Below are 22722 nucleotides of genomic sequence, written 5' to 3'. Positions count from 1 at the left end.
AAGCTAGTTATCAGTCGATAACAACAACCTCCGGGGGTACGGACATGAGCTCCACACAACGGCCGGTGGCGGCGGTCCTCGCCGCGGTCGGCATCCCGATGTTCATGGTCACGCTCGACAACCTGGTGGTCACCACCGCGCTGCCGGTGATCAAGGCCGAGCTGGGTGCGTCCCTGTCCGACCTGCAGTGGTTCGTCAACGCGTACACGCTGCCGTTCGCCGCGCTGCTGTTGACCGCGAGCGCGTTCGGCGACCGGATCGGCCGTCGACGCCTCTTCCTGGCCGGGATCGCGTTGTTCACGCTCGCGTCCGCGGCCTGCGCGCTCGCCACCGAGCCGTGGATGCTCACCACCGCCCGCGCCGTGCAGGGGCTGGGCGGCGCCGCGGTCATGCCGCTGTCGCTCACGCTGCTGGCCGCGGCCGTCCCCGCGCGCATGCGCAACGCGGCCGTCGGCATCTGGGGCGGGATCAGCGGCCTCGGCGTCGCGGTCGGCCCGGTGGTCGGCGGCGCGGTCGTCGACGGCCTCGACTGGAACTGGATCTTCTGGCTGAACGTGCCGGTCGGCGTGCTTGCGCTGGTCATGGCCGCCACGGTGCTCCAGGAGTCCCGCGGTGGAGCCCGCCGCCTCGACCCGCTCGGCCTGGTCCTCTCCGCCGGTGGCGTGCTCGGCCTGGTCTGGGGCGTCGTCGACGGCCCGGACCACGGCTGGACCTCCGCCCGGGTGCTGCTCCTGATCGGCGGCGGCGCCGCGCTGATGATCGGCTTCCTGATCTGGCAGCGCCTCAACCCGGTGCCGATGCTGCCGCTGAGCCTGTTCCGCAACCGCGGCTTCGGCATCGTCAGCGCGGTCGCGTTCGCCTTCTCGGTCGGCGTGTTCGGCTCGGTGTTCCTGCTCGCCCAGTTCTTCCAGGTCGTGCAGGGCCTCGGCCCGTTCGAGGCCGGCGTGCGCACGCTGCCCTGGACCGCGGCCCCGATGGTGGTGGCCCCGATCGCCGGTCTGCTGGTCTCGCGGGTCGGTGCCCGTACCCTCATCGTGCTCGGCCAGGGTCTGCTCGCCGCCGCGCTGATCTGGATCGCGGTCGCGTCCACCGCCACCGTCACCTACGGCGCGCTTGTCGGCGCGTTCGTCCTGGCCGGCATCGGCATGGGCCTGACGTTCGCGCCGATGAGCACGATGGTGCTGTCAAGCGTCCGCCCGGACCAGCACGGCGTCGCCTCCGGCACCAACAACACCATCCGCGAGCTGGGCGTGGCGGTCGGCGTCGCGGTGCTGGCCTCGGTCTTCACCTCCCACGGCGACTACGCGAGCGCGGCCGGGTTCGTGGACGGCCTGGTGCCGGCGATCACTGTCGGCGGCGTGATCGTCGCGGCCGGGACCGTGCTCGCGCTCTTCCTCCCGGGGCGCCGCGCGGTCGCCCGTGCCGACGAGCCGGCGCCGGTCCTCCAGGCGGCCTGACCTCTGCTGAGGTGGGGCTTCGCGCCTCACCTCAGTTCGTGGCCACCCACACCGTGCGGCTGGTTCGGACGATCGGCAGCAGTCCGGCCGCGTCGTCCGCCACGATCCGGTCGAGCGTGTGCAGGTCACCGGCGTCGAGCTGCTCCGCCAGGCCGGCGCGCATCCGGCGCAGGAACGTCAGGAAGTAGCGCCGGACCAGGTCCCGCGGCTCGGACACCTCGATCGGGAACTCGCGGCGGGTGGCCTTGAAGCCGAGCTTCTCAAGCGTCGCGGTCCAGTCCGGGTGCGGGTCGAAGCCGAGGTGACGGCTCGCGATCGCCTCGTGCAGCCGCTCCTCCCACGGGTCGCCGGCCAGGAAGTAGGGCTGATCCGGCATCTCGGAGATGACCATCAGGCCGCCGGGCAGCAGCCGCTCCCGGATTTGGCGCAGCAGTGCCTCGGGGTCCGGCACGTGGTGAAGCGAGAGGGCGGCCCAGACGATCGAGGGACTGTCGACGGCGGGCCAGCCGTGCGCGAGGTCGGCCTCGAGCGTGGTGATGCGGGCGTCGCCGGCCGCGCGGATCCGGTCAAGCATGCGGGGCGAGTTGTCCACCGCGATGATCTCGGCCGTGGGGAAGCGTGCGGCAAGCGCGAACGACCCGTTGCCGGTCCCCGCACCCAGGTCGACGATGCGGCCCGGCTGTTCCGGCGCAAGCTCCGCGACCCAGGTCATGACCTCCTCCAGGTACGCCGCGAGCACGGTCCCGTCGAGTTCGAGCAGTTCCGCCATGCCGGCGTCGTCGTGCTCGGCGTGGTTGTGGGTGTGGCTGTGGCTGTGGCCGTGTTGGTGTGCGCTCATGCCACCACGGTAGGCGACCCGTGCGATTCTGGCATATCATCTTGCCTATGACGCAAGAAGAGGTGCTCGACGATCTGGTCCGCCAGCGCATCCGCAGCCTCCGGCTGGCCAAAGGACTGTCGCTCGACGCGCTGGCCGCCCGCTGCCACCTGAGCCCCTCCACGCTGAGCCGCCTGGAGACCGGCAACCGCCGCATCGCACTCGACCAGCTGGTCCGGCTCGCCCGCGCGCTCGGCACCACACTTGATCAGCTGGTCGAGCCGGCAGACGACACCGACGTGGTGATCCGCCCGCTCTCCGACCACGGCCAGGGCATCACCACCTGGCTGCTCTCCCGCGACAGCTCCCCGCACGGCCGCACTGTCGCGAAGATGCGGATCACCCCCGAGCGCGCGATCGACACGCTCGGCGTGCACCCCGGGCGGGACTGGTTCACGGTCCTGACCGGCACTGCGATCCTCCGGCTGGGCGACCGGACAGTCTTCGTCGAAGCAGGTCAGGCCGCCGAGTTCTCCACAATGGTCCCGCACGCGATCGGCGCCCGCGGCGGCCCCTGCGAGATCCTCACCATCCTCGACCACGACGGCGAGCTCGCCCACATGTCCCGGGGCTGACTCGTCACAGCAGCCGCAGGTCATGGACGGCCTCGGAGAACGCGGTAAGGGTGGGTTCGCCGTTGAGGAAGAGCCGGGCGACGGTCTGCTCAGGTACGGAGGCGGCGGTGTCGTAGGAGTTCCAGCCGGGCGTCACCTCCAGGACCAGCTCTGCCGCGCCGGACAGTTGTTTGATCAGCTGGACGGCCTCCACCTCGTCGTGGGAGCGACTCCAGCCGTGCCCCTCCAGGCCGCGCAGCGCCCGATGGGTGACGGTCCGGCCGGTCCAGCGGTCCAACGGGGTGTCGGCGACCCGGTGGACCGGCCTGTCCAGCTGCGGGAACGGCTGCATCAGGTCGTAGTCGTCGAGCACGGTGTGCCAAGGGGCCAGCTCGCCGGCCGGGAACTCCGCCGGGTGCAGCGGGCTCACGAGGGCGTCCTCCGGCAGTGCGAACGTCTCGTCGTGCACGGTGGCGAGCGAGCCGTCCTCCGCCACCCGGACGGTCGCGGTCAGCTCACCGGCCACGAAGACGCCCCAGACCAGGCGCCGGGCGAGGTGGGTCATCCACGGGTGGGTGGCGAAGCGGTCCACGAAGACCGTGGCCGGGATGCGCCGCTCGTCGCACATCGCGTTCTCCATCCGGCCGAGGTGAAGTGACGCGGACGCGCGCGCCTCCGTGCGCACCTCGGCGAGCCGGTCCTGCGCCGCCCGGTGCCGCCGCCTGTCCTCGCCCCGCGCCGGAGGCGGCAGATCCGCGTGCGTGCGGCCGGACGCGTCCCGGACGAACGGCATCAGCAGGTGGTCGAACTCGATGCGGAACGTGCCCGCATCCGTCTCAAGCGTGCCGGCCTCCATGTCGTCAAGGCCGAACGTGGGGACCAGGCGGTCGGCCAGCTCGTCCGGCGTGAGGCCGCGCAGCTCCGCGATCTCGTCGATGTGGCCGCGGACGACCTCCTCGAACGCGGGGAACCGGCAGTTCTCGGCGAGCCGGCTGAGCGCGATCAACGCGGCGTCCGTGCCCCGGAGCCGGATCGCCTCGAGCGCGGCCTGGTCCCGCACGCGCACTGACGGTCCCGCCCAGCGGCGGGCCAGCGCGGCCAGCCGGCGGAGGCCCGCGTCGTCGCCGAGCAGGGCGACCGCGTAGAGACACCAGACGCCGGCGTTCGGCACGCCGGCGTCGAGCCAGCGGTCAAGCAGCGCGCCGGCGAACGCGGCACGGGACGCGGCGGTCCAGGTGTCCAGGGCCGCGGGCACGGCCGGGTGCACGTGGTCGGGCTCGGAGGCTGCCAGGCGTACCAGCAGAAGTTCTTGATCTTCGGGGGTTGCTGGCGGGTCGAGCTGTGGCAGCGGGGTCCCGGTGAGGTAGCCGGGGATCTTCGGGCGCTTCGCCTTCGGCACGGTGAGCGGGTCCTGGTCCAGGAACGCGGCCACGTCCGCCGCGTCCGGGCCGGCCGTCAGCAGCGCCCGGTGCCCCTGGGCGTCGAGCCAGCGCAGCGCGCGGCTGATCGCCGGATCAGCGGGCTTGGCCCGCCACTCCGCGACCAGGCCGGCGGCCGCGTGCCGGGGATGACGCAGCAGCCAGGACCGCGCCGCACAGCGGTGCGCCCGTGCCGTGAACGCGCGCGCGACCGGCGCCGCGAGCGCGGTGTGCCCGATCGGCTGAGCGGCCGCGAGCGCGGGCGCGACGGTCTCCTTGTCGCCGAACGCGGCCACAAGCGCCGGCACGTGGCTCACCCCGTGCCGGGCCAGCAGCAGCGGCAGCGTCTCCGCGGCCACCTCGGCGCGGCTGTGCGTGAAGCCCAGGGCCAGCAGCCGCTCCTGAGCCCACGACGGCGCCAGTGCCAGCGCGGTGAGCCGGGTCGGGAGCGCCCAGTGCTCCTGATGCTCAAGCCATGCCGTGACCTGCGCGTCAGTGCAGTCCCGGAGGTTCGTGTCGTTCCACGCCTGGTACTGGTCGGAGACCCGGATGCCGATGGCCCGCTGCCGTTCGCCCGGTTGCCAGTCCAACTCGGGCGCGACCGGCGTCGCGGGCTCGCGCAGCACCGGCAGCACCGGCTTCGGCGGCTGGTAGGCGATAGGCGTTCCCGGGATGGCGGGCTTGCGTTCCCACTCCGGGAGTACATGTGCGGTCCGCGCGTCCGGCTGCCCGTCGTCCCGCCCGTCCCGCAACTCCGCCAGGGCCGCGCGTGCGTCGTCGTGATCGATGTGTGCGAGCAGGCTTGTCCAGATGTCGCGCTCGTACCGCTCGACCTGCAGATACCACGGGTCCGGCCGCATCCGGCAGAGCGCCGCCGCGCCGCCGGTGTCCAGCAGCCCCGCCAGGTGCAGGCGGCCGCCGATCGTGGTGAAGAACTCGTCTCCCACCGCGCGGTCGTTGATGGCGAGGATGCGCTCAAGCGTCTCCGCATCGCCGGACGCCAGCCCGAGGATGTCCGCGGTCATGTTCCCGAACCTGGTCAGGTACTTCAGCGCCGCATCGTGCGCGGCCGGCTCCGCCGGCCCGGAGTGCGGCCCGATCGGCAGCAGGTAGGAGACCGACCAGAACACCGCGCCGGCCGCGTTTCCCTCCAGCCTCCCGTCGAACCCGTGGTAGCCCGGGGACAGCCGCTGGTCTCGGGCGTCGAGGATCGCATCACGCGCATTCGCGTAGGTGGCGTCGTCCGCGAGCGCAAGCAACTCCCGGAGCCGGCCGAGCACGTCGGCGAACATCCTCGGCAGGTCACAGTTCAGGACGTAGACGAGCAGGCGGCCGGCCTCGGCCAGCCCGCGCGACGCGACCAGGTGGTCGACGAGCCAGTGCTGCCCCGGGTGCCCGCCGCCGGAGATCTGGCGGCGGTACGCCCTGACCAGCACCAGGTCCTCGGCGGGCGTGCCGGGCCGGGCCCGCGGGTCGAGCAGCCGCTCGCCAAGCGCCCGCTCGTCCGCGCCCGTCGACGTGACCAGGTTCCAGATCTCCGGCGCGTTGGTCGCCCAGACGTGGTCGCGCAGCCCCGCCCAGGCCTCGTCGAGCGTGGCGGCGGGCCGGGCGCCGGTGTCGATCCCGCCCCGGCGCGGCGGCACCACGTCCCGCAGCCAGCGGTCGGCAAGCACACCGTTGCGCCACTCGTCGTCACGCGCGGGCGGCACCCACTGCGGTGGCAGGATCGACGGCGGCGGCGCATCCCAGGAGATCACCGCGTCACGGTAGAACAGGGGTACGCGGGGCGTACCCCCAGATCTCGTCAGGGCTTGCGGCCGACCGCGGTCCAGATGTTGATGTCCGAGCGGGCGGGTATCTCCGCGCCCGGCTCCGGCCGCCACTCGCTTGCCGGTACCACCCCCGGCTCGACCAGCTCCAGGCCGTCGAAGAGCGCGGCGAACTCGTCGCGCGGCCGGGTCCACACGTCGGACTTACCGGCCGCGATCACCTGCTGGTACAGCCTCTGCTGCTCCGGCGTGCCGAAGTCCGAGGTGGCGTGCGTGGCGACCAGGTAGCTGCCGGACGGCAGCGCCTCGAGCAGCCGGCGCACGACCGGCGCGGCCGCGCCGTGCCCGTGGATGAAGTGCAGCACCGCGATCAGCATCAGCCCGACCGGCTGCTTCAGGTCCAGCGTGTCCGCGAGGATCGGGTCGGAGAGGATCGACTCAGGATCGTTCAGGTCCGCCTCGATGTAGGCGGTGCGCCCCTCCGGGCTGCTGTTGAGCAGCGCCCGCGCGTGCACCATCACCAGCGGGTCGTTGTCCACGTACACGATCCGGCTCTCGGGCGCGTGCCGCTGCGCGACCTCGTGCGTGTTGTCCGCGGTCGGCAGCCCGGTCCCGATGTCCAGGAACTGCCGGATCCCCGCCTCCGCCGCCAGGAAACCGGTCGCACGCTGCAACAACGCGCGGTTCGCAAGCGCGCCGAGCCGCACCTTCGGGAACAGCCTCTGCAACTCGTCGCCGGAGGCCCGGTCGGCGGCGAAGTTGTCCTTCCCGCCCAGCCAGTAGTTGTATCGCCGCGCGGGGTGCGGCTCAGCCGGGTTGATCCCGGAGAGGGCAGCGTTGGTGTCGTCCACGGCGCCACAATACCGCCATGGTCCATTAGCGACCCGATTCGTCGTACGGCCCGGGGCGGCCGGGCCGTACGACTGTCCATCGACGCTACCTGGCGGTCGTGGTGCCCAGGGCGATGTCGAAGCCGGCGCCGCCGCGTGCCACGCCGACCAGGAGGACACCGGCCCACTCGAGGGCGAAGGTCATGCCCAGGTCTCCGGCGTCGCGGGGGCGCAGGCCCAGGCTCTCCAGGAAGGCCGCGACCCGTGTCCTCGCCTCGGTGCCGGCGCCGGCGAAGAAGGCGTCGACAGGTGCGTCCCCGGTGAGGACGTCGCGGAAGATCGTGTTGAACGCCTTCACGACGTGGGTGCCCTCGGGGGCGGCCGCGGCGATCTGCTGGGAGAGCGAGTTGCCGGGGGTGGTGACGAGCCCGCTGACGTCGGCGTTGAACGGGTTGGTGATGTCGACGAGGATCTTGCCGGCCAGCGCGTCGCCGAACGATGCGACCACGTCGACCGCGGCGGCGTAAAGGACGGCCACGATGACGATGTCACCCGCCGGCCGTGCGCCGAACGTGCCTACGGTGGCTCCGTTACCGATCCGGTCGGCCAGGGCCTGGGCCTTGGCGGTGTCGCGGCTCATGAACTCGACGGTGTGGCCGTGCTTCGCCGCCCGGGTCCCGATGGCGGCGGCCATGTTGCCGGAGCCGATGATGCTGATGCTGCTCATGACGTGCATTCCTGTCGTCGTGTGTGGATCGGGCTGCGGTGCTGACGCGATGTGGCGACGGGTCAGATGACAGTGGTGCCGCCGTCGACGACCAACTCCATGCCGTTGACGTAGCTGGAGTCGTCCGAGGCGAGGAACAGTGCGGCCGAGGCGACCTCCTCGGGGCGGCCCATCTTCCGGCGCGGGATGACGGCTTCGAACTGCGCCTTGGTCTGCTCGTCCATCACCGACTCCAGGATCGGCGTGGCGACCTGGCCGGGGGTCAGCACGTTCACCCGGATCCTCCGGTCCCGCAGCTCGGACACCCACACCCGTGCGTAGGCGGGCAGGACGGCCTTGCTTGCCGCGTACACACCCCAGTTGGGGTAGCCGCGGAGTGAGGCGTTCGACCCGGTCATGAAGATCGAGCCGCCGTCGTTGAAGAGCGGCAGCGCCTTCTGGACCGTGAACAGCGTGCCGCGTGCGTTGAGCGAGAAGGCGGCATCGAACTGCTTCTCGGTGATCTCGCCGAGAGGGCCCTGCTCGCCCGTCCCGGCGCTGGCCCACAGCACGTCGATGGCGCCCTTCTCCCGCTTGACCGTCTCGAACAGGCGGTCCAGGTCGTCGAGGTCGGCCGAGTCGGCCTGCACGCTCGTCACGTTCCGGCCGATCAGCGCGACGGCCTCGTCGAGCGCGTCCCTCCGCCGGCCGGAGATGAAGACGTGAGCTCCCTCGTCAACGAACATCTTGGCGCCGGCCAGCGCCATGCCACTCGTCGCGCCCGTGATCACCGCGACCTTGCCATCGAGCTTTCCCACGACACAACTCCGATCGATCACTGCGTCGGCGTTATGTACACCGATCTGTGTGCTTAACCGTAGCGACCGATCATCGTGGGCGCAACTAAGCACACCGATCGGTACCCAGCGGGCTACACTGGGCCGGTGACGGAGTTGGAGAAAGGGCCGCAGGGCCGGCGGCGCGGCAGGGGTGCACGGGAGCGCATCCTCGGCGCGTCCCAGCAGTTGTTCCGCGAGCAGGGCATCAACTGCACCGGGATGGACCAGCTCTGCACGGTGGCCGAGGTGTCCAAGCGCACGCTCTACCAGCACTTCAGCGGCAAGGACGACCTGATCGCCGAGGGGCTGCGCCGCTTCGACCCCGAGGTGTTGCCAGAGGTGTTCGACAGCAGTGACCTGACGCCCCGCGAGCGGCTCCTGGCGGTCTTCGACATCCACTCGCCGCTGTGCCCGTTCATCGCGGCGGCCGTCGAGATCCCCGATCCGGACCATCCGGCACGCCGGTACGCCCGGGACTACAAGAAGGCGTTCGCCGCGCGGCTTGCGGACAGCGCCCGCGAGGCCGGCGCGCCCGACCCCGAACAGCTCGGCGAACAGCTGGCGTTGCTGCTTGACGGTGCCTCGGCGCGTGCCCGGGTGCTCAACGCGGAGACCCTGGCCACGGCCGCCGCCATCGCGGCCGTCCTTGTCGACAACGCCATCCCCGTGGAAGCCCGGTGAACCGCACGCGGGCATCGACCGCGACGCCGTGAGGTCCGGGTCTGCGCGGGGCGGCCGCCATCAGCTCCCGGCCGGTGTGATCAGCGCGGGTCACCGAACAGATGCCGGTGGCGGCGGCTCCAGTCGACGCGCCGGCCGGCCTCGTCGAGGACACCGTCGCATTGCCAGGTCCGGTGGGGCTCCTGGCCGGCGGCGGCCAGCCGGCGGGTCAGCTCCACCAGCCGCTCCTGCTCCGCGATCACGTCGTCCACCAGACCGTCAGTGCCGTCGAGCCGGTAGGCGGAGGCGAAGATCCTGATGCGCCGGGCCCGGTCGGGCGGCGACGGATACCGCAGCCACCGCAGGCACGTGGCGTCGTCGCGGAACGGCGCCACGAACTCGAGCGCGTAGGCCACGTCGCGGCGGCGCGGTCCCGGCCCCGCGTAGTCCCAGTCCAGAATGCCGACCGGCCGCGTGCCGTGCCAGACCAGGTTCCACGGCCCGAAGTCGCCATGGCAGACGACCTCGTCGTCCGCATCGAGGGCGGGGCCGGCGCCGTAGCCGGCCGCCCAGACCGCGCCCGCACTCGGCCGGAACCCCTGCACGGCCTCGTGATAGTCGCGGAGCAGGCGCCCCATCGCGGCCAGCCCGTCCTCGTCGGCACACCGTCGCCGCGGTGCGGAGCTAGTCGAGCAGCCCGCGCAGGATCCTCTCCAGTGCGGCCCGGTCCTCCGCCGCGAGCGCGCCGAAGATGCGGTCGGCCTCGGCGAGCCGGGCCGCCTGGATGGCCTGCCCCGCCGCGGTGCCGGCCTCGGTGACCGAGACGAGTGTGGCCCGGCGATCGTCCGGGTCGGGGCGGCGTGCGGCGTAACCGAGCGCTTCGAGCCCGTCGATCACCTCCGTCGCCGAGCGCGGCGCGATGTGCAGGTGTTCCGCGACCGCGCTCAGCCGCAGTGGCCCGTGGTGGGCGAGCACGCCGAGCGCCCGGGACTGGCTGGGCGTGATGGAGAACGGCGCGAGCGTTTCGCGGCCGGTGTGGCGGAGTCGGCGGGCGACGGCCCAGAACAGCTCGGGGAGCGAGTCCGGAGCGGGGGAGGGGGACGTGGAGAACACGGGAATAGGGTAGCGCCAGATGCGGTTGTTGCCTCATGATGAGGTTACCTCAATAAATAGGAGTCGCATTGCCTAAAGATCAACATCGGCCCTCCGTGGCCGACAAGGCCAAGGCGCGGGACGTGTCGCTGTCCCGCATCGCCCGTCTCTTCACCCCGCACCGCGGGCCGCTGACGATCGTCACCGGGATCATCGTGATCTCGGCCGTGGTCGGGATGGCGTCGCCGTTCCTGCTGCGCGAGGTGATCGACGCGGCGCTGCCCCGGCAGGACCTCAGGCTGCTGTCCTGGCTGGTCGGTGGCATGATCGCGGTCGCGGCCGTGACTGCGGCACTTGGCGTGGTGCAGACCTGGATCTCCACCCGGGTGGGGCAGGAGGTCATGCACCGCCTGCGCGTGGACGTGTTCAGCCACCTGCAGCGGCAGTCCGTCGGGTTCTTCACCCGGACCCGTACCGGCGAGGTCCAGTCCCGGATCACCAACGACATCGGCGGCATGGAGACCGTGGTGACCAACACCGCGGCCGGCGTCGCCTCCAACCTGACCACCGCGGTCGCCACGATCGTCGCCATGCTCGCGCTCTCCTGGCAGCTCAGCCTCGCCTCGCTCGTGGTGCTGCCGCCCGCGATCTACTTCACCCGCAAGGTCGCCGGCATGCGCCGGGAAATCGTGGCGGAGCGGCAGCGCGAGCTGGCCGACCTGAACGTCACGATCGAGGAAGGGCTGTCGGTGAGCGGCGTGCGCCTGAGCAAGACCATGGGCGCGGGGGCGAACCAGATCGCCAGGTTCACCGCGTCGTCCGCGCGCCTGATCGACCTGGAGCTGCGCTCCGAGCTGGCCGGCCGCTGGCGGATGGCCACGATGAGCATCATCTTCGCGGCGATCCCCGCGCTGATCTACCTGTCCGCCGGGCTTCCGGGCACGGCCGGAGCGATCAGCATCGGTACGCTCGTCGCGTTCACCGCGTTGCAGAACGGGCTGTTCCGCCCGCTGATGGGCCTGCTCAGCGTGGGTGTGCAGATCACCAGCTCGCTGTCGCTGTTCGCCCGCATCTTCGAATATCTGGACCTGCCGATCGAGGTCGCCGACCCCGCGACGCCTGTGACGCTTGACCACCCGAAGGGTCACCTGCGCCTCGAGGACGTCACGTTCTCCTACCCGGGCAGCGACACCGCGGCGCTGGCCGGCGTCACGCTCGACGTGCCGGCGGGCAGCAGCCTCGCGCTCGTCGGCGAGACCGGCTCCGGCAAGAGCACGCTGGCGTCGCTCATCGCGCGCCTGCACGACCCGGACTCCGGCCGCGTCACCATCGACGGCGTCGACCTGCGCGATCTGCGCCTCGACGACCTGGCCGGGATCGTCGGCGTGGTCAGCCAGGAGACCTACCTGCTGCACACCACGATCCGGGAGAACCTCAGGTACGCGAAGCCGGGCGCGACAGACGCGCAGCTCGAGTCGGCCGCGCGGGCCGCGCAGATCCACGACCACATCCAAAGCCTCCCCGAGGGGTACGACACGGTCGTCGGCTCCCGCGGCTACCGCTTCTCCGGCGGCGAGCAGCAGCGCATCGCGATCGCCCGCACGCTGCTCCGCGACCCGCGCGTGCTGGTGCTTGACGAGGCCACGTCCGCCCTGGACACCGAGACCGAGCGCGCCGTGCAGGCCGCGTTCGACACGCTCGCCGAGGGCCGCACCACGATCACGATCGCGCACCGCCTCTCCACCGTCCGCGACGCAGACCAGATCGCGGTCGTCGACCACGGCCGGATCATCGAGGCCGGCACGCACGACGGCCTGATCGCGGAGAACGGCCGTTACGCCGCGCTGGCCTCCTGACGCCGGTCCCGCCGGTCACGCTCCCGGGCGCATCGAGGGGTCGGTGAGGGCCGGGCCGGCGAGACGATCCCGGACCAGGGTGCGGTGGCGCCGCAGGATCGCGCGGATCGGGTCAGGGAGGTCGGGCAGCTCGGACACCAGCCCGAACAGCCGCGGCAGAGCGTCCCGGGCGGCGCTGTCGAAGTCGCGTCGCGCGTCGTCGAACTCGGCGCCGCCGCACTCCGCGGTCCCGAACAGCACCTCGGCGTCGAACTCCCACTGTGCGCTGAGCACGGTGCTTCCGGCCACGACCGGCAGTGGTTCGGTGTCGGCGTGCCGGAGCCGGTCCGGATCGGTGTCCTCCACCACGTCGCTCCCGTCGACGGTCCGCACCTGCAGCCCGTACCCGATCAGGATTGTCAGGTAGGTCAGCAGCAGGAGCGCGTAGCGGCCGGCGGTGAGCAGGTCGCCCAGTTTCCGTTCCTCGATCAGGCGCAGCTGGCGTTCGTCCCAGTAGGCCAGGTCGGCGCGATGGTCCACGCCCCGGTCGTACCGGCTGAGAAAACGCAGCACCTCGATGTTGACATGCACCGGGAGCAGGTGCTCGAGGTCGCGCCGTCCCTCCCGCAGGACGATCCGCAACCGTGCCGGGTCGTATTCCGGCGGAGCGGCCCGGCGGTGCGGGTAACGCCGGGCGATGTCGGCGGCCAGCAGGACCACGCCGGTGTTCTGCAGGTAGTCCTCGTAGCGGTCGAGGACGTCGGTGACCTCGTCGTGCAGCCGTTCCGGCAGGGAGACGGCCGGGTCGGCCGGGACCAGCAGGAAGAGCACGTACGCGTAACTGGGGCTGGACCGGTTCCCGGCCCACCGGTCGAGGATGTCGTCGATCGCGATGTCCCGGTCCGCGGCCCGGGTGCGCCGCAGCGCCAGCACCCATAGTTGTTCACGCAGCCGGCGGCGTACATCGTCGTCCGTGGCCGCCTCCTCGCGACGGGCGAGGATGTCCTCCACGACCACGCCTGTCGCGTCGTCCTCGCCGGCGACGTTCGCGAGCCGCACCGCCAGATCCGGCATCCAGGCGTCGTCCACGGTGGACAGGAGCCGGTCGAGCCGGGTGCCGGCGGTACCGGCCGAGGGCTCCAGCAGGTAGGCGACCTGGTGATCCGTGCTGGTCCGGTACCCGGAGGCATGCGTCAGCGCGAGCATTGACAGCTCGGCGAGCAGCTCCTCGTGCGCCTCGCCACCGCGCTGGACGCCGGTGATCGCCCGGACCAGCACCTCGGCGGTCTCCTCACCGCTGACCGAGGCCCGTTCCGCGGTCGCCAGGTTCGCGAGGAGTCCGAGCAGGTCACCGCGGTCCCGGTCCTCGACGAGCGCGCGCTCGGCGCCGTCGGCCGTGTCACCCCGCTCCGTGACCGAGGGCAGCAGCGTGTTGAGCTGAACCCGGCGGATGCTCAGGTGGGTGGCGAGATCGTCGTACCCCATGACGCGCCAGGTCATCTGCAGCAGGCTCATCCGGGCCAGCAGACTGCCGGCGACGCCGCGCAGTGACAGGGCGCCGTCCGGCCGCCGGGACACCCGGATGCCCAGCGCGTCGAACGTGTCCTCGATGACGCCGTCGATCGCCTCGGCCGTCTCCGGCTCGAGATCCGGCCACCGTAGGCGCACCACGACCGCACCCGCGGCCGTGACCGTGAACAACTCCTCGGCCAGACCCTCCCGGACCAGGTCGACGGTGCCGCCGGCCGGATCGCCGGCCACGCGGTGGTCACGGGTCTCGGCGGCGAGCAGAAAAACGGTCTCCAGCGCGTCGAGCACCTGACCCGCCTCCGGGTCGGTGAACCGCCCGCGTGCACCGGCCAGCGCCCAGGTCCACAGCCCAATCGATACCTGGATCAGGTCCGCGACCGGCCGGCCACGCGGTTGCCTGCCGCAATCGGTGATGATCTCGTGGGTCACGGCGGGGGTCTCGGCCAGGGCGGACCTCTCGGAGGCGAGAAGCTGTGGCGTGCCCGCGCCGGTGAACGGCCAGAGCGACAACGCAAGCCAGCTGCCCCGCAACTGCGCGTCCGTGCGCAGCGAGGCGAGCGCGCCACCGGGTCGTAACGCCGGCAGCCAGACCCGCTCCGGAGTGTCCGCGCTGGTGGCGGCCACGAACAACCGCAACGGCAGGGGCGCGTCGTTCCACGGTACGCCGGCGCCGTGGACCAGTTCGGGCAGCAGTCGCAGGACCGTGCTGTCGGCGAGCACCGCGTACACGTCCCTGGCGCGCGGGAGCAGCAGTGCCCGTGCCCTTCGGTCGTCCTCGGTCAGCAGGTCAGCGGCACGGCGCAGCAGCTGCGGGGTCTGCCGTAGCCGTCCCAGGCGCAGGCAGTCGTCGACCGCGTGCACGATCGCCTGGAACAGCCGGTCGGCCAGCGCCTCGGTCTGATCCTTGAACAGCGACTCGTGATCGCGAGGTGAGGCGGCACGCAGCAGGTGGTCGACCATCCGGCCCAGCCAGAACGCGTCGTCGATCGTCGTCGCGTGGTTGTCGTCGCGGTACAGCGCCCAGAAGAGATGCCCGAGCTCCGCCTCCGGCAGGCCGAACGCGCCCGACTGTCGCTCAAGCGTCCGCCCGGTCTCGCCGGACACCGACAACAGCAGGTCGGGCCCGCGGCGTACCTCGGTGATCACCCGGGCGTAGTCGCGCCGCATGAGGTCCAGCCGGCGGGACAGTTCGGTCCTGCTCGGCGTGCGGCCGCCGAGCATCACGCGAAGAACGTGGGAACGCTGGCGGCTCTCGGCCAGTTTCCGGAGCAGCTGCTGCTCCGGGAGCTCGACACTGCTGCCCCTGGCGCTCGCCAGCGACAGTAGATAGAGCAGCTGGAACGCCGCGTACCGGCCGGGGTCCGCGGTCTCCTGCCCGGCGGGCAACTGCTCCCGGAAGTACTCGACGAGCGTGTCGTCGGACTCGGACAGGATCGCCTTGACCGTGCGGTATCCGGCCCGCTCAGGGCGACCGGCGAGGTCGGCCAGGCTCGCACGCTCCTCCGGCGTGAGCGGGAGCAGCTCGTAGGCGACGATGCGGCGGACGCCGTACGGCCGGGCCTGTCTGTTGAGCCGCGCGTCCCGCTCCATGCTCGCGACGGACTTGTCGAACTCGCTGTCGGCCGGGTCGAACACCACCCACAGTTCGGGCCGGTTGTCGCCGGAGTGGCCGTCCCGCAGATACCGGATCAACAGGTCCCGGGTGACCCGGTCGAGCAGGCCGAAGTCGTCCACCACAAGGCACCTCGGCACGACGATGTCGGCCAGCTCCACAGCGAGCGCGCCGATGAACCGCTTGTAGTCGTCGCCGGCGCGTCCTTCGAGCCACGTGGTGACCCGCTGCTGCAGGGGTATTCGGCCGCCGGGCCGGATGAGTCCGACGAGCACCTGCGCGGTCACGCCCAGCACGGCCAGGATGATCGCGGTCGCAAGCGGTTGCTCGGCGCCTCCGGGCGGCGCCAGCAGGGAGATCAACGCCGTCATGCCGACCGCGGCGAGCAGCACCAGCACTGTGGTGCCGGGCCTGACCAGCCGGGTCGTCCAGCGGGTGCCGGGCACGCCCGCGTACCGCGCCGCCCGTGCCACCGCACGCCGGGACAGCAGGCCGAAGATCTGTGGCACACCGCCGTCGGACGGTCGTCCCGCCACTGTGACCAGCCGGAATCGGGGGCGGGTGGGATGGCCGGCGACGGTCTCCGCGACCTGTGCGGCGGCCCGGCTGAGTCCGTCTCCGCGGGGCGCGGTGATGGTGAGGCAGCGGAACGCCCTCTCCTGGCCGGTGCCGACCTGGCTGACGTAGTCCGACACCGGTGCGGTGAGTGGCGTCGCCGGCTGTTGCTGGCCGTCGCGTCCGTTCCCGGGCCGGCGGATGAACCGTGGGAATCCCTTGGGCACCCTGTCGGTGCGGGCTGTGCCGCGCAGAGCATGCGATGTCATGTGCGCCTCCAGACGGTGCCGGCCCCCGACGCGGATCTACCGCCATCGTGGTCCGGACCTCAGGTCACGCACATCGACGTAACAGCTGGCCTGACGCTCCTATCGGCCCCGCCGCGATCGTGCGGACGGGAGCCCGTTCCGTGTCGTCACATAGTTGTTCTGCGGCGCCGCGAGGGTCCGGCTTGAAATAAGATATCGACGTGTCTCGATATCTATGGAATCCTGTGGAGATTCGGTGAGTGACCGATCAGATATCAGGGAGTAATGATGTCCGACAGGCTGTCTGTAGCGGTTACTACATTGTTTCGGGTCGTGGTCGGCCTGATCTTCGCAGTGCACGGCGCCGCAAGCGTGCTCGGCCTGTTCGGCGGCGCTCGCGGCACCGGCGAGGCGATCGCTGCCGGCACCTGGCCGGGCTGGTACGCGGGCCTGATCCAGCTGGTCGCCGGCTCGCTCGTCGTCGCCGGGCTCGGCACCCGCGTCGCGGCGCTGCTCTGCTCAGGTTCGATGGCCTACGCCTACTTCATGGTGCATCAGCCGGACGCGCTCGCGCCGGTCGCCAACGGCGGTGAGTCGGCCGCGCTGTTCTGCTGGTCGTTCTTCCTGATCGCGGTGCTCGGGCCCGGCCCGCTCTCGCTTGACGCGGTGCTCGCCAAGCGACTGCGCCCGGAGCGGGCGGCCGCGCCGGAGCTGCAGCCCGCCACTTCCTGACTGAGCGGTCAGTCGTTGTCCAGCCGGGGGCGCGCTGCCGTTCGTACCCCCGGCCCTGGTCCTCGGGTGTGGAGAGGTGTAAGGATGAAGCGTTCCCGGACGGCCGGCGCGGTCATCGCGACGCTGGCCCTGTCACTGATCGTCGTGCCCGCCGGCGCCGTGCAGGCCGCGCCCGCGGATCCGTTCCGGATCGTCGACCCGCAGCGGTGGGAGAACCCGGACACCATGACCTGGGGCGATTACGTGCCGGTGCCCGGTGCCGCGCCGCCCGCCACCGGCTCGGAGCGGAACTTCCGGATCGCGCTTGTCACGCTCGACTACCCGGACCAGCCGTTCGTGGTGACCCAGGCGCCGCAGTCGACGATCTTCGGCAATCCGCAGCCGGGCACGTCAGGCATCGCGCGGGCCGACGTGCCCGCGTTCTACCGCGACTTCCTGAACACGCCCGGCACGCTCAACCACGGGCACACGCTGCACGAGTACTGGATGCAGGACTCCTACGGCCGGTACGGCGTGGACCTCACCGCGTTCGGCGCGTACCAGATGCCGAACCCGGCTCGCCAGTACGGAATCACTAACGACATGAACCCGGGCGCCTGCCCTGCCGGGGAGGCCTGCAACCGGGACCTGCGCACCGACGGGCTCGGCGCCTGGCGGGCCGACGTCGGCGACGCGGTCGCGGACTCCTACGAGCTGGTCTTCATCCTCTCCGCCGGGCAGGACGAGTCGTCGACCTGGCAGGAGTTCGGCCAGATGCGCTTCGACGGCGCGGCCGCGGTCACCGAGGACTTCGGGCCGCCGGACTCCGCGCTTCCGAACTCGGCCGCCACCCGATACGTCCCCTGGACGTCCTGGGCGTCCGCGGCCACCATCTGGCCGAACGCGGGCGCCGGATCGTCCACCCAGGCCGAGAGCAGCGGCCAGGCCGTCTACGCCCACGAACTCAGTCATCTGCTGAGCATCGGGGACAACTACAACAATCCATACGGTACGCCGCTGCGGCGCAGCTACACCGGGCCGTGGAGCATGATGTCGCGCGGTTCGTTCAACGGCCCCGGCGGCCCGCACACGCGCTGGCAGATCCCGCCGGTCAACGGCGGCTCGATGGGCTCGCTGCACACCATCCGCGACAAGATGAAGATCGGACTGATCGGCGACGCGCAGGTGCTCCGGCTGTCCCGCGCGGAACTGACCGCGTCCGGCCTGGTCGTGGCGCGGGTCACCGCCCGGGCCGTGCCCACGTCCGGCTACAGCGGCATCACCGTCGCGCTCGACGGCGACCGGTCACCTGCCTGCTCGGTCTCGGCGGACGTGCTCTGCGACGGCGGTGGCTTCGACAACTACACGCTCGAGGTGGTCGACCGGATGGGCGCGGACTCGTTCACCCCCGACCACGGCGTCCTGCTCAGCAAGACCAAGAACCAGGACCGTGCGCCGTTCCAGTGGGTCGTCGACGCGCACCCACAGGACCTCGGCCTTGTCGACTTCGTCCGCCCGGACGGCACCAAGCAGATGATCACGATGGGCGACTACCGGCAGCTGTCGGACGCGCTCTTCCACGCGGGCACCCGGTCCGGCAGCTCGTACGAGTACGTGGACGCGGCCAACCGGCTGCACTTCTACGTGCTCGACCTCCAGCGTGCGGCCGGCGGGGTGCTCTCCTACACGGTCGCGATGCGGTCGCTCGACGGCGCCGGCCCGGCCACCCGCAGCGCCGCACTGACGCCGGGCCGCCAGACCACGCCGCAGACCTGCACGTTCACGCTGACCGGCGCGGCCACCGACGTCTACCGGCTGTCCGCCGCGATCGACGGCCGCGGCTGGCGCGCCGAACTCCCACACGCGCTGACGACCACCTCGGCCGGCGGCAGCACCACTGTGACGGTCGCGATCGACGCGTCCCGCGGCGCCTCCCGTACCGCCGACCTGACCCTCAACGCCACCTCGGAGAGCGACCCGGCCGTCAGCGTCACCCAACGCTGCCGGACCCGCCGCTGACCCTGTCACTTGTCGAGCGAGCGGACCTCGATGTCGTTGAAGGAGGCGCCGTAGGGCGGGGAGTCGTCGCCGGGGGCGCTGACCATGCCGATGACCGCGGCGACGCCCTCCTTGATGTCGGCCTCGGGGAGGTCTGCCTCGCCGATCAGGATGTCGTCGTGGCCGAACCGGACTGTGTCGTCCTGGACCAGGACCTGCATGTGCAGCGGCTTGTTCAGCGGGAGCGCCTCGTCGAGCGGGAACTCGCGGATGATGTAGCCGCTGCCGTTCTCACGGTCGACCGCGAGGCGGAACGACTTCTCACAGGCGGTCAGCGAGTACGCGCGCGCCTGCTCCCAGAACAGCCAGATGCCGAGGCAGGTGCCGGGCTTCTCGATCCGCGCGGTCACCGAGATGGTGTGGTCACCCTTGACCTTCTTCTCAGGCCCGCCGCAGCTGTACGTGCCGGGGGTGACCCGCTTGACCCGGAGCGCGCCGTCGACCACGTCGCACTCGGACTCCTCCTCGCCCTCGATGTACGTGCCGTACCACTGGCCGCCACTTGTCAGCGCGTCGACGACCACGGTCTTGCCGCCCTTCGGCAGCGTGAACGCGTCGTCGGACGGCGACGGGGTGGGCGTGCCGGCGTCGTACTCGCGTTCGTTCTCGACGTGTGCGCCGAAGATGCCGGCGGCGTGCGCGGCGACGATTCCGGCGCCACCGGCCAGGAAGATCAGCAGCATGACGACGAGCGTGCCGACCACGGCCCGGCTGCGGCCACCGCCGGTGCGGGGCGGAGGCGCGGATTGCATGCCGGGTGGGCCTTGGAAGCTGGGCGGTGACGGGAACGCGGGGACTGCCTGCATCGACAGCGTCCGCTCCTCCGGCGGGTAGCCGGGTCCGCCGGAGGTAGGGGCGTAACCCGCGCCTGAGGTCTGGTTCGCGGGACCGCCGGAGGTGGGCGCGTAGGACGGTCCGTACGGCGGGCCCGAAGCGGGGCCTCCGTAGGGCGGGGCAGCGGCCGGGTCTCCATAAGGCGGCGCGGACGCCTGGCTACCGAAGGCCGCCGCGTCTCCACCGTAGGGCGGCCCGGATGCCGGCCCGCCACCGTACGGCGGTCCAGACGCCGGCCCGCCACCGTAGGGCGGCCCGGACGCCGGCCCGCCGCCGTACGGCGGTCCAGACGCCGGCCCGCCACCGTAGGGCGGTCCAGACGCCGGTCCGCCACCGTAGGGCGGCGCCGACGACTGTGAGAACGTCGGTGCGGACGGCATGTACGTCGACTCCGGCGGCGTCTCCGTGGGCAGCGTGAAGACCGGCGCGTTCTGCAGCTCGATCGCCGCCGTGCGGAGTGCCGGCTGCTGGTCCAGTGCCTCCGCGACCTGTCGCGGCGCCCGCTGCGGCCCGCCCTTGAGCAGCATGTCAAGCAGCTCACGCGCGGTCGGCCGCATCCGCGGGTCTTTTTGCAGCGCCCGCGACACCAGGTCCCGCAGCGGCCCGTCGAGGCTGCCCAGGTCCGGTTCCTGGGTCAGGATCCGCCCGAAGATCGACATCGGGTTGTCCGCGTGGAACGGTGCCCTGCCGGTCCCGGCGAACGTGACCACGCAGCCCCAGGCGAACACGTCGGACGCGGCGGTGACCGGGCTGCCGGACTCGTCGAAGCGCTCTGGCGCCATGTAGTTCGCGGTGCCGACGATCTGGCCGGTCCGGGTGTGCTGGGTGGTCGACTCCCAGGCGCGCGCGATGCCGAAGTCGATCACCTTGGGTGTGCCGGGCGCGAGCAGCACGTTGTGCGGCTTGAGGTCGCGGTGGATGACGCCGGCCTCGTGGATCGCGGTCAGCGCGGTCGCCACGCCGATCGCGACCGCGTGCAGGTTCGACGGGCTGAGCGGCCCGCGCTGCGCGACCTCCTGCGCGAGCGAGGCGCCGTCCACGAACTCGGTGACCAGGTACGGCCGGGGCGCGTCCGGGTCGGCGTCGAGCACCTCGGCGGTGCAGAACGGCGGCACCTGCCGGACCCGGGCGACCTCGGACCGGAACCGGTTACGGAACTCCTCGTCCGCGGCCGTCTCCGCGTGCACGACCTTCACCGCGACCGGCCGGCCGTTCGGGTCGCGGGCGAGGAACACCACGCCCTGGCCGCCGGCGCCGAGCCGGCTGACGATCTCGTACGGGCCGACCCGTGCAGGGTCTCCCGAACGCAGCGGGGCGCCTCGCTCACTCACAGCTCGCTCCTTCGCAGGGCTCTGGCCACGGGTGCGGCTGGGGCCAGAGCCTAGCGCGTGCGACATGACGTTTTGTGGGCGTACGTCCACTGCGCAGGGATGCGGACGATCTGCTCAGCTACCTGGTTTCTTCGGCTCCGCGAGGCTCCAGCCCTTGTTCAGCAACGCGTCGCAGGCCGCCACCGCGATCGCCAGCCGCGTCTCGTGCGACCCGCGCAGCTCGACGACCGGCACGCCCGACGTCGCGAGATGCGCGCGGAACAGGCCGGTCATCCAGGCCCGCAGGTGCTCGCCGTCGCGCATGCCGTCGTCCTCGAACGGCACGCCCTCGTGGTCGGTGAGCAGGTAGAGGTCCGGTGGGCGGGCCGCGCTCAGCACCTCGGGTGAGGTGCTGCCCAGGTAGCGGCGCTCCCAGATCGCGGTGGCGGCGGAGTCGGTGTCGCCGAACAGGATCGGGGAGCCCTGCGCGGCGGCCTCGTCCTCGGCCCGGTTCTGTTCCGTGACCACCTCGACGAAGTCGGCGCGGTCCCAGGTCAGGTCCGCCATGGCGAGGCCGGTGCGCAGCTTGCGAGCGGTCAGCTCCCGGCCGAACTCGGGGACCCAGCGGGTGCGGGACCAGACGCCACCACGCGCCTGGAAGTGCGCGGCCAGCGCGGACGCGATAGTGGTGGTGCCTGTCGACTCCGCGCCGACCGCGATCACCCGGCGGGTGAACCAGGCCCGGACCGGCGGGGCGAGGTGGTCCCAGTGCGCGACCGGGTCCGCGCGGATCTCGGTGCCGGAGACCGGGACTGTGGCGCGCGGCGGGTCGACCGGCACGTGCACCGCGTGGAACCGCCGGGCCAGCTCCGCGCCGTAGTCCTCGGAGCTGAACACCGCGTCGAAGCGGTCGGTCCCGGCCGCCTCCCGGAAGACCGCGACGTGCGCGTCCCAGGCGTCATCGCTGTGATAATCGACCGGATGCTCATCATAAATCCCGACGAAGTGGACGTCGGGGTGGAGTGATCGCAGCCAGTCAAGGCGCAGGGGGAGCGGGATCGACTCCTGCCGGGACGGCGCCACCACCACGGTCACCGCCTCACACCGCGCGGCGGCGACGGAGATCAGATGGTGATGCCCGGCGTGCGGCGGGTAGAACTTCCCGATCACCAGGCCTGTGGGAAAGCGGGTCATGCGGGCACCACCGCCCGCCGCCAGGACCGCAGGCCCGCCACGCACAGGCCGAGGAAAAGGACGTACAGCAGCGCGGTGAGCCACAGCCCTTTGTAGCCGTACAGCGGGATGTAGATCAGGTCAGCCGTGATCCACAGCCACCAGCTCTCCAGCAGCTTGCGGGACTGCCCGTACGTCGCCATCAGCGACAGTGCGGTCGTCGCCGCGTCCGGCAGCTCCGTCGTCGAGTCCGTGTGCGTCGCAAGCCACCAGCAGAGCCCGGCGGTGATCAGCACGCCCGCGGCCACCTGCCCGATCCACTCCGCCCGGGTCGTGTGCCGCACCGGCAGCAGTGTCGCGCCGTTGCCGCCACGTGCCCAATGCCACCAGCCGTACGCGTTGAGCACCACGTACACGACCTGCAGCCCGGCGTCCGCGTAGAGCGCCGCGTCAAGAAACACCAGCGACAGCATCACCGCGTTCGCGATGCCGAGCGGCCAGTTCGCGATGTGCTGCCGGACGACAAGCCAGACGCACAGCGCGCCGGTGGCGAACCCGAGCACCTCCGCCCAGCTCGTCGGCGCACCGAACGCGGTCACGGCGGTGCTGTTCAACCAGTCAAGCAGCACGGCAGGTCCCCTCTCCCGGCATGAT

The 22722-nt window shown here is 71.6% G+C and carries 17 protein-coding genes; 6 read left to right on the top strand and 11 right to left on the bottom strand.

Annotated elements, in window-relative coordinates:
* Positions 1-44 precede the first annotated feature (44 nt).
* On the top strand, positions 45-1457 hold the full coding sequence (locus ACIA8K_RS17110; RefSeq protein ID WP_396059778.1) for a DHA2 family efflux MFS transporter permease subunit: 1413 nt from the start codon (positions 45-47) through the stop codon (positions 1455-1457).
* A gap of 31 nt (positions 1458-1488) precedes the next feature.
* On the opposite strand, the gene ACIA8K_RS17105 is transcribed toward ACIA8K_RS17110, so the two are convergent.
* Positions 1489-2295 (bottom strand): class I SAM-dependent methyltransferase, encoded by an 807-nt coding sequence (locus ACIA8K_RS17105; protein WP_396059776.1) that lies wholly within the window; start codon positions 2293-2295, stop codon positions 1489-1491.
* Positions 2296-2342: 47 nt separating this feature from the next.
* On the opposite strand from ACIA8K_RS17105, the gene ACIA8K_RS17100 reads away from it, so the two are divergent.
* Positions 2343-2909 (top strand): helix-turn-helix domain-containing protein, encoded by a 567-nt coding sequence (locus ACIA8K_RS17100; protein ID WP_396059774.1) that lies wholly within the window; start codon positions 2343-2345, stop codon positions 2907-2909.
* A gap of 4 nt (positions 2910-2913) precedes the next feature.
* On the opposite strand, the gene ACIA8K_RS17095 is transcribed toward ACIA8K_RS17100, so the two are convergent.
* The 4 genes from ACIA8K_RS17095 to ACIA8K_RS17080 form a co-directional block, all read right to left on the bottom strand.
* On the bottom strand, positions 2914-6063 hold the full coding sequence (locus ACIA8K_RS17095; protein ID WP_396059772.1) for a DUF4132 domain-containing protein: 3150 nt from the start codon (positions 6061-6063) through the stop codon (positions 2914-2916).
* 47 nt (positions 6064-6110) lie between these two features.
* Complete coding sequence (locus ACIA8K_RS17090) at positions 6111-6926, bottom strand: SAM-dependent methyltransferase (protein ID WP_396059770.1); 816 nt, start codon at positions 6924-6926, stop codon at positions 6111-6113.
* Between the two features lie 85 nt (positions 6927-7011).
* A complete protein-coding gene (locus tag ACIA8K_RS17085; RefSeq protein ID WP_396059768.1) occupies positions 7012-7632 on the bottom strand; it encodes an NADPH-dependent F420 reductase in 621 nt (206 codons plus the stop codon).
* Between the two features lie 62 nt (positions 7633-7694).
* Positions 7695-8429, bottom strand: a complete 735-nt coding sequence (locus ACIA8K_RS17080; protein WP_396059766.1) for an SDR family NAD(P)-dependent oxidoreductase — start codon at positions 8427-8429, stop codon at positions 7695-7697.
* A gap of 126 nt (positions 8430-8555) precedes the next feature.
* On the opposite strand from ACIA8K_RS17080, the gene ACIA8K_RS17075 reads away from it, so the two are divergent.
* Positions 8556-9131 carry a TetR/AcrR family transcriptional regulator gene (locus ACIA8K_RS17075; RefSeq protein WP_396059764.1) on the top strand — a complete coding sequence of 192 codons (576 nt, stop codon included), beginning with the start codon at positions 8556-8558 and terminating at the stop codon, positions 9129-9131.
* An 80-nt stretch (positions 9132-9211) separates the two neighbouring features.
* On the opposite strand, the gene ACIA8K_RS17070 is transcribed toward ACIA8K_RS17075, so the two are convergent.
* Together ACIA8K_RS17070 and ACIA8K_RS17065 are read right to left on the bottom strand one after the other, a co-directional pair.
* Entirely contained in the window at positions 9212-9748 is a 537-nt protein-coding gene (locus ACIA8K_RS17070; protein ID WP_396059762.1) for a phosphotransferase, read from the bottom strand.
* Between the two features lie 46 nt (positions 9749-9794).
* Positions 9795-10223 (bottom strand): MarR family winged helix-turn-helix transcriptional regulator, encoded by a 429-nt coding sequence (locus ACIA8K_RS17065; protein ID WP_396059760.1) that lies wholly within the window; start codon positions 10221-10223, stop codon positions 9795-9797.
* A gap of 95 nt (positions 10224-10318) precedes the next feature.
* Here ACIA8K_RS17065 and ACIA8K_RS17060 point away from each other — a divergent pair, with 95 nt between their 5' ends.
* A complete protein-coding gene (locus tag ACIA8K_RS17060; RefSeq protein WP_396059758.1) occupies positions 10319-12058 on the top strand; it encodes an ABC transporter ATP-binding protein in 1740 nt (579 codons plus the stop codon).
* A gap of 15 nt (positions 12059-12073) precedes the next feature.
* Here ACIA8K_RS17060 and ACIA8K_RS17055 read toward each other — a convergent pair whose 3' ends face one another.
* Positions 12074-16003: a hypothetical protein gene (locus ACIA8K_RS17055; RefSeq protein WP_396059756.1), complete on the bottom strand. Its 3930-nt coding sequence runs from the start codon at positions 16001-16003 to the stop codon at positions 12074-12076.
* 264 nt (positions 16004-16267) lie between these two features.
* Between ACIA8K_RS17055 and ACIA8K_RS17050 the strand changes: the two genes are divergently transcribed.
* Together ACIA8K_RS17050 and ACIA8K_RS17045 are read left to right on the top strand one after the other, a co-directional pair.
* Complete coding sequence (locus ACIA8K_RS17050) at positions 16268-16714, top strand: DoxX family protein (protein WP_396059754.1); 447 nt, start codon at positions 16268-16270, stop codon at positions 16712-16714.
* Between the two features lie 84 nt (positions 16715-16798).
* The gene (locus ACIA8K_RS17045; protein WP_396059752.1) at positions 16799-18712 is read left to right on the top strand and encodes a M6 family metalloprotease domain-containing protein; all 1914 of its coding nucleotides are present in this window, start codon (positions 16799-16801) and stop codon (positions 18710-18712) included.
* A 5-nt stretch (positions 18713-18717) separates the two neighbouring features.
* On the opposite strand, the gene ACIA8K_RS17040 is transcribed toward ACIA8K_RS17045, so the two are convergent.
* From ACIA8K_RS17040 to pnuC, 3 genes are all read right to left on the bottom strand, one after another.
* The gene (locus ACIA8K_RS17040) at positions 18718-20916 is read right to left on the bottom strand and encodes a serine/threonine protein kinase (RefSeq protein WP_396059750.1); all 2199 of its coding nucleotides are present in this window, start codon (positions 20914-20916) and stop codon (positions 18718-18720) included.
* A 114-nt stretch (positions 20917-21030) separates the two neighbouring features.
* Entirely contained in the window at positions 21031-22089 is a 1059-nt protein-coding gene (locus ACIA8K_RS17035; protein ID WP_396059748.1) for an AAA family ATPase, read from the bottom strand.
* Complete coding sequence (pnuC, locus tag ACIA8K_RS17030) at positions 22086-22697, bottom strand: nicotinamide riboside transporter PnuC (RefSeq protein ID WP_396059746.1); 612 nt, start codon at positions 22695-22697, stop codon at positions 22086-22088. Before pnuC ends, ACIA8K_RS17035 begins: the two co-directional genes overlap by 4 nt.
* Positions 22698-22722 lie beyond the last annotated feature (25 nt).

The organism is Catenuloplanes sp. NPDC051500 (genome assembly GCF_044454585.1).
GTDB lineage: Bacteria > Actinomycetota > Actinomycetes > Mycobacteriales > Micromonosporaceae > Catenuloplanes.
Note: the sequence above shows the minus strand (reverse complement) of the source record. Positions and strands in the feature narration are given on the sequence as shown.

Coding starts and splice junctions, on each gene's coding strand:
- ACIA8K_RS17110 (WP_396059778.1), top strand. CDS start 45: ATGAGCTCCACACAACGGCCGGTGGCGGCGGTCCTCGCCGCGGTCGGC.
- ACIA8K_RS17105 (WP_396059776.1), bottom strand. CDS start 2,295: ATGAGCGCACACCAACACGGCCACAGCCACAGCCACACCCACAACCAC.
- ACIA8K_RS17100 (WP_396059774.1), top strand. CDS start 2,343: ATGACGCAAGAAGAGGTGCTCGACGATCTGGTCCGCCAGCGCATCCGC.
- ACIA8K_RS17085 (WP_396059768.1), bottom strand. CDS start 7,632: ATGAGCAGCATCAGCATCATCGGCTCCGGCAACATGGCCGCCGCCATC.
- ACIA8K_RS17070 (WP_396059762.1), bottom strand. CDS start 9,748: ATGGGGCGCCTGCTCCGCGACTATCACGAGGCCGTGCAGGGGTTCCGG.
- ACIA8K_RS17055 (WP_396059756.1), bottom strand. CDS start 16,003: ATGACATCGCATGCTCTGCGCGGCACAGCCCGCACCGACAGGGTGCCC.
- ACIA8K_RS17050 (WP_396059754.1), top strand. CDS start 16,268: ATGATGTCCGACAGGCTGTCTGTAGCGGTTACTACATTGTTTCGGGTC.
- ACIA8K_RS17045 (WP_396059752.1), top strand. CDS start 16,799: ATGAAGCGTTCCCGGACGGCCGGCGCGGTCATCGCGACGCTGGCCCTG.
- ACIA8K_RS17035 (WP_396059748.1), bottom strand. CDS start 22,089: ATGACCCGCTTTCCCACAGGCCTGGTGATCGGGAAGTTCTACCCGCCG.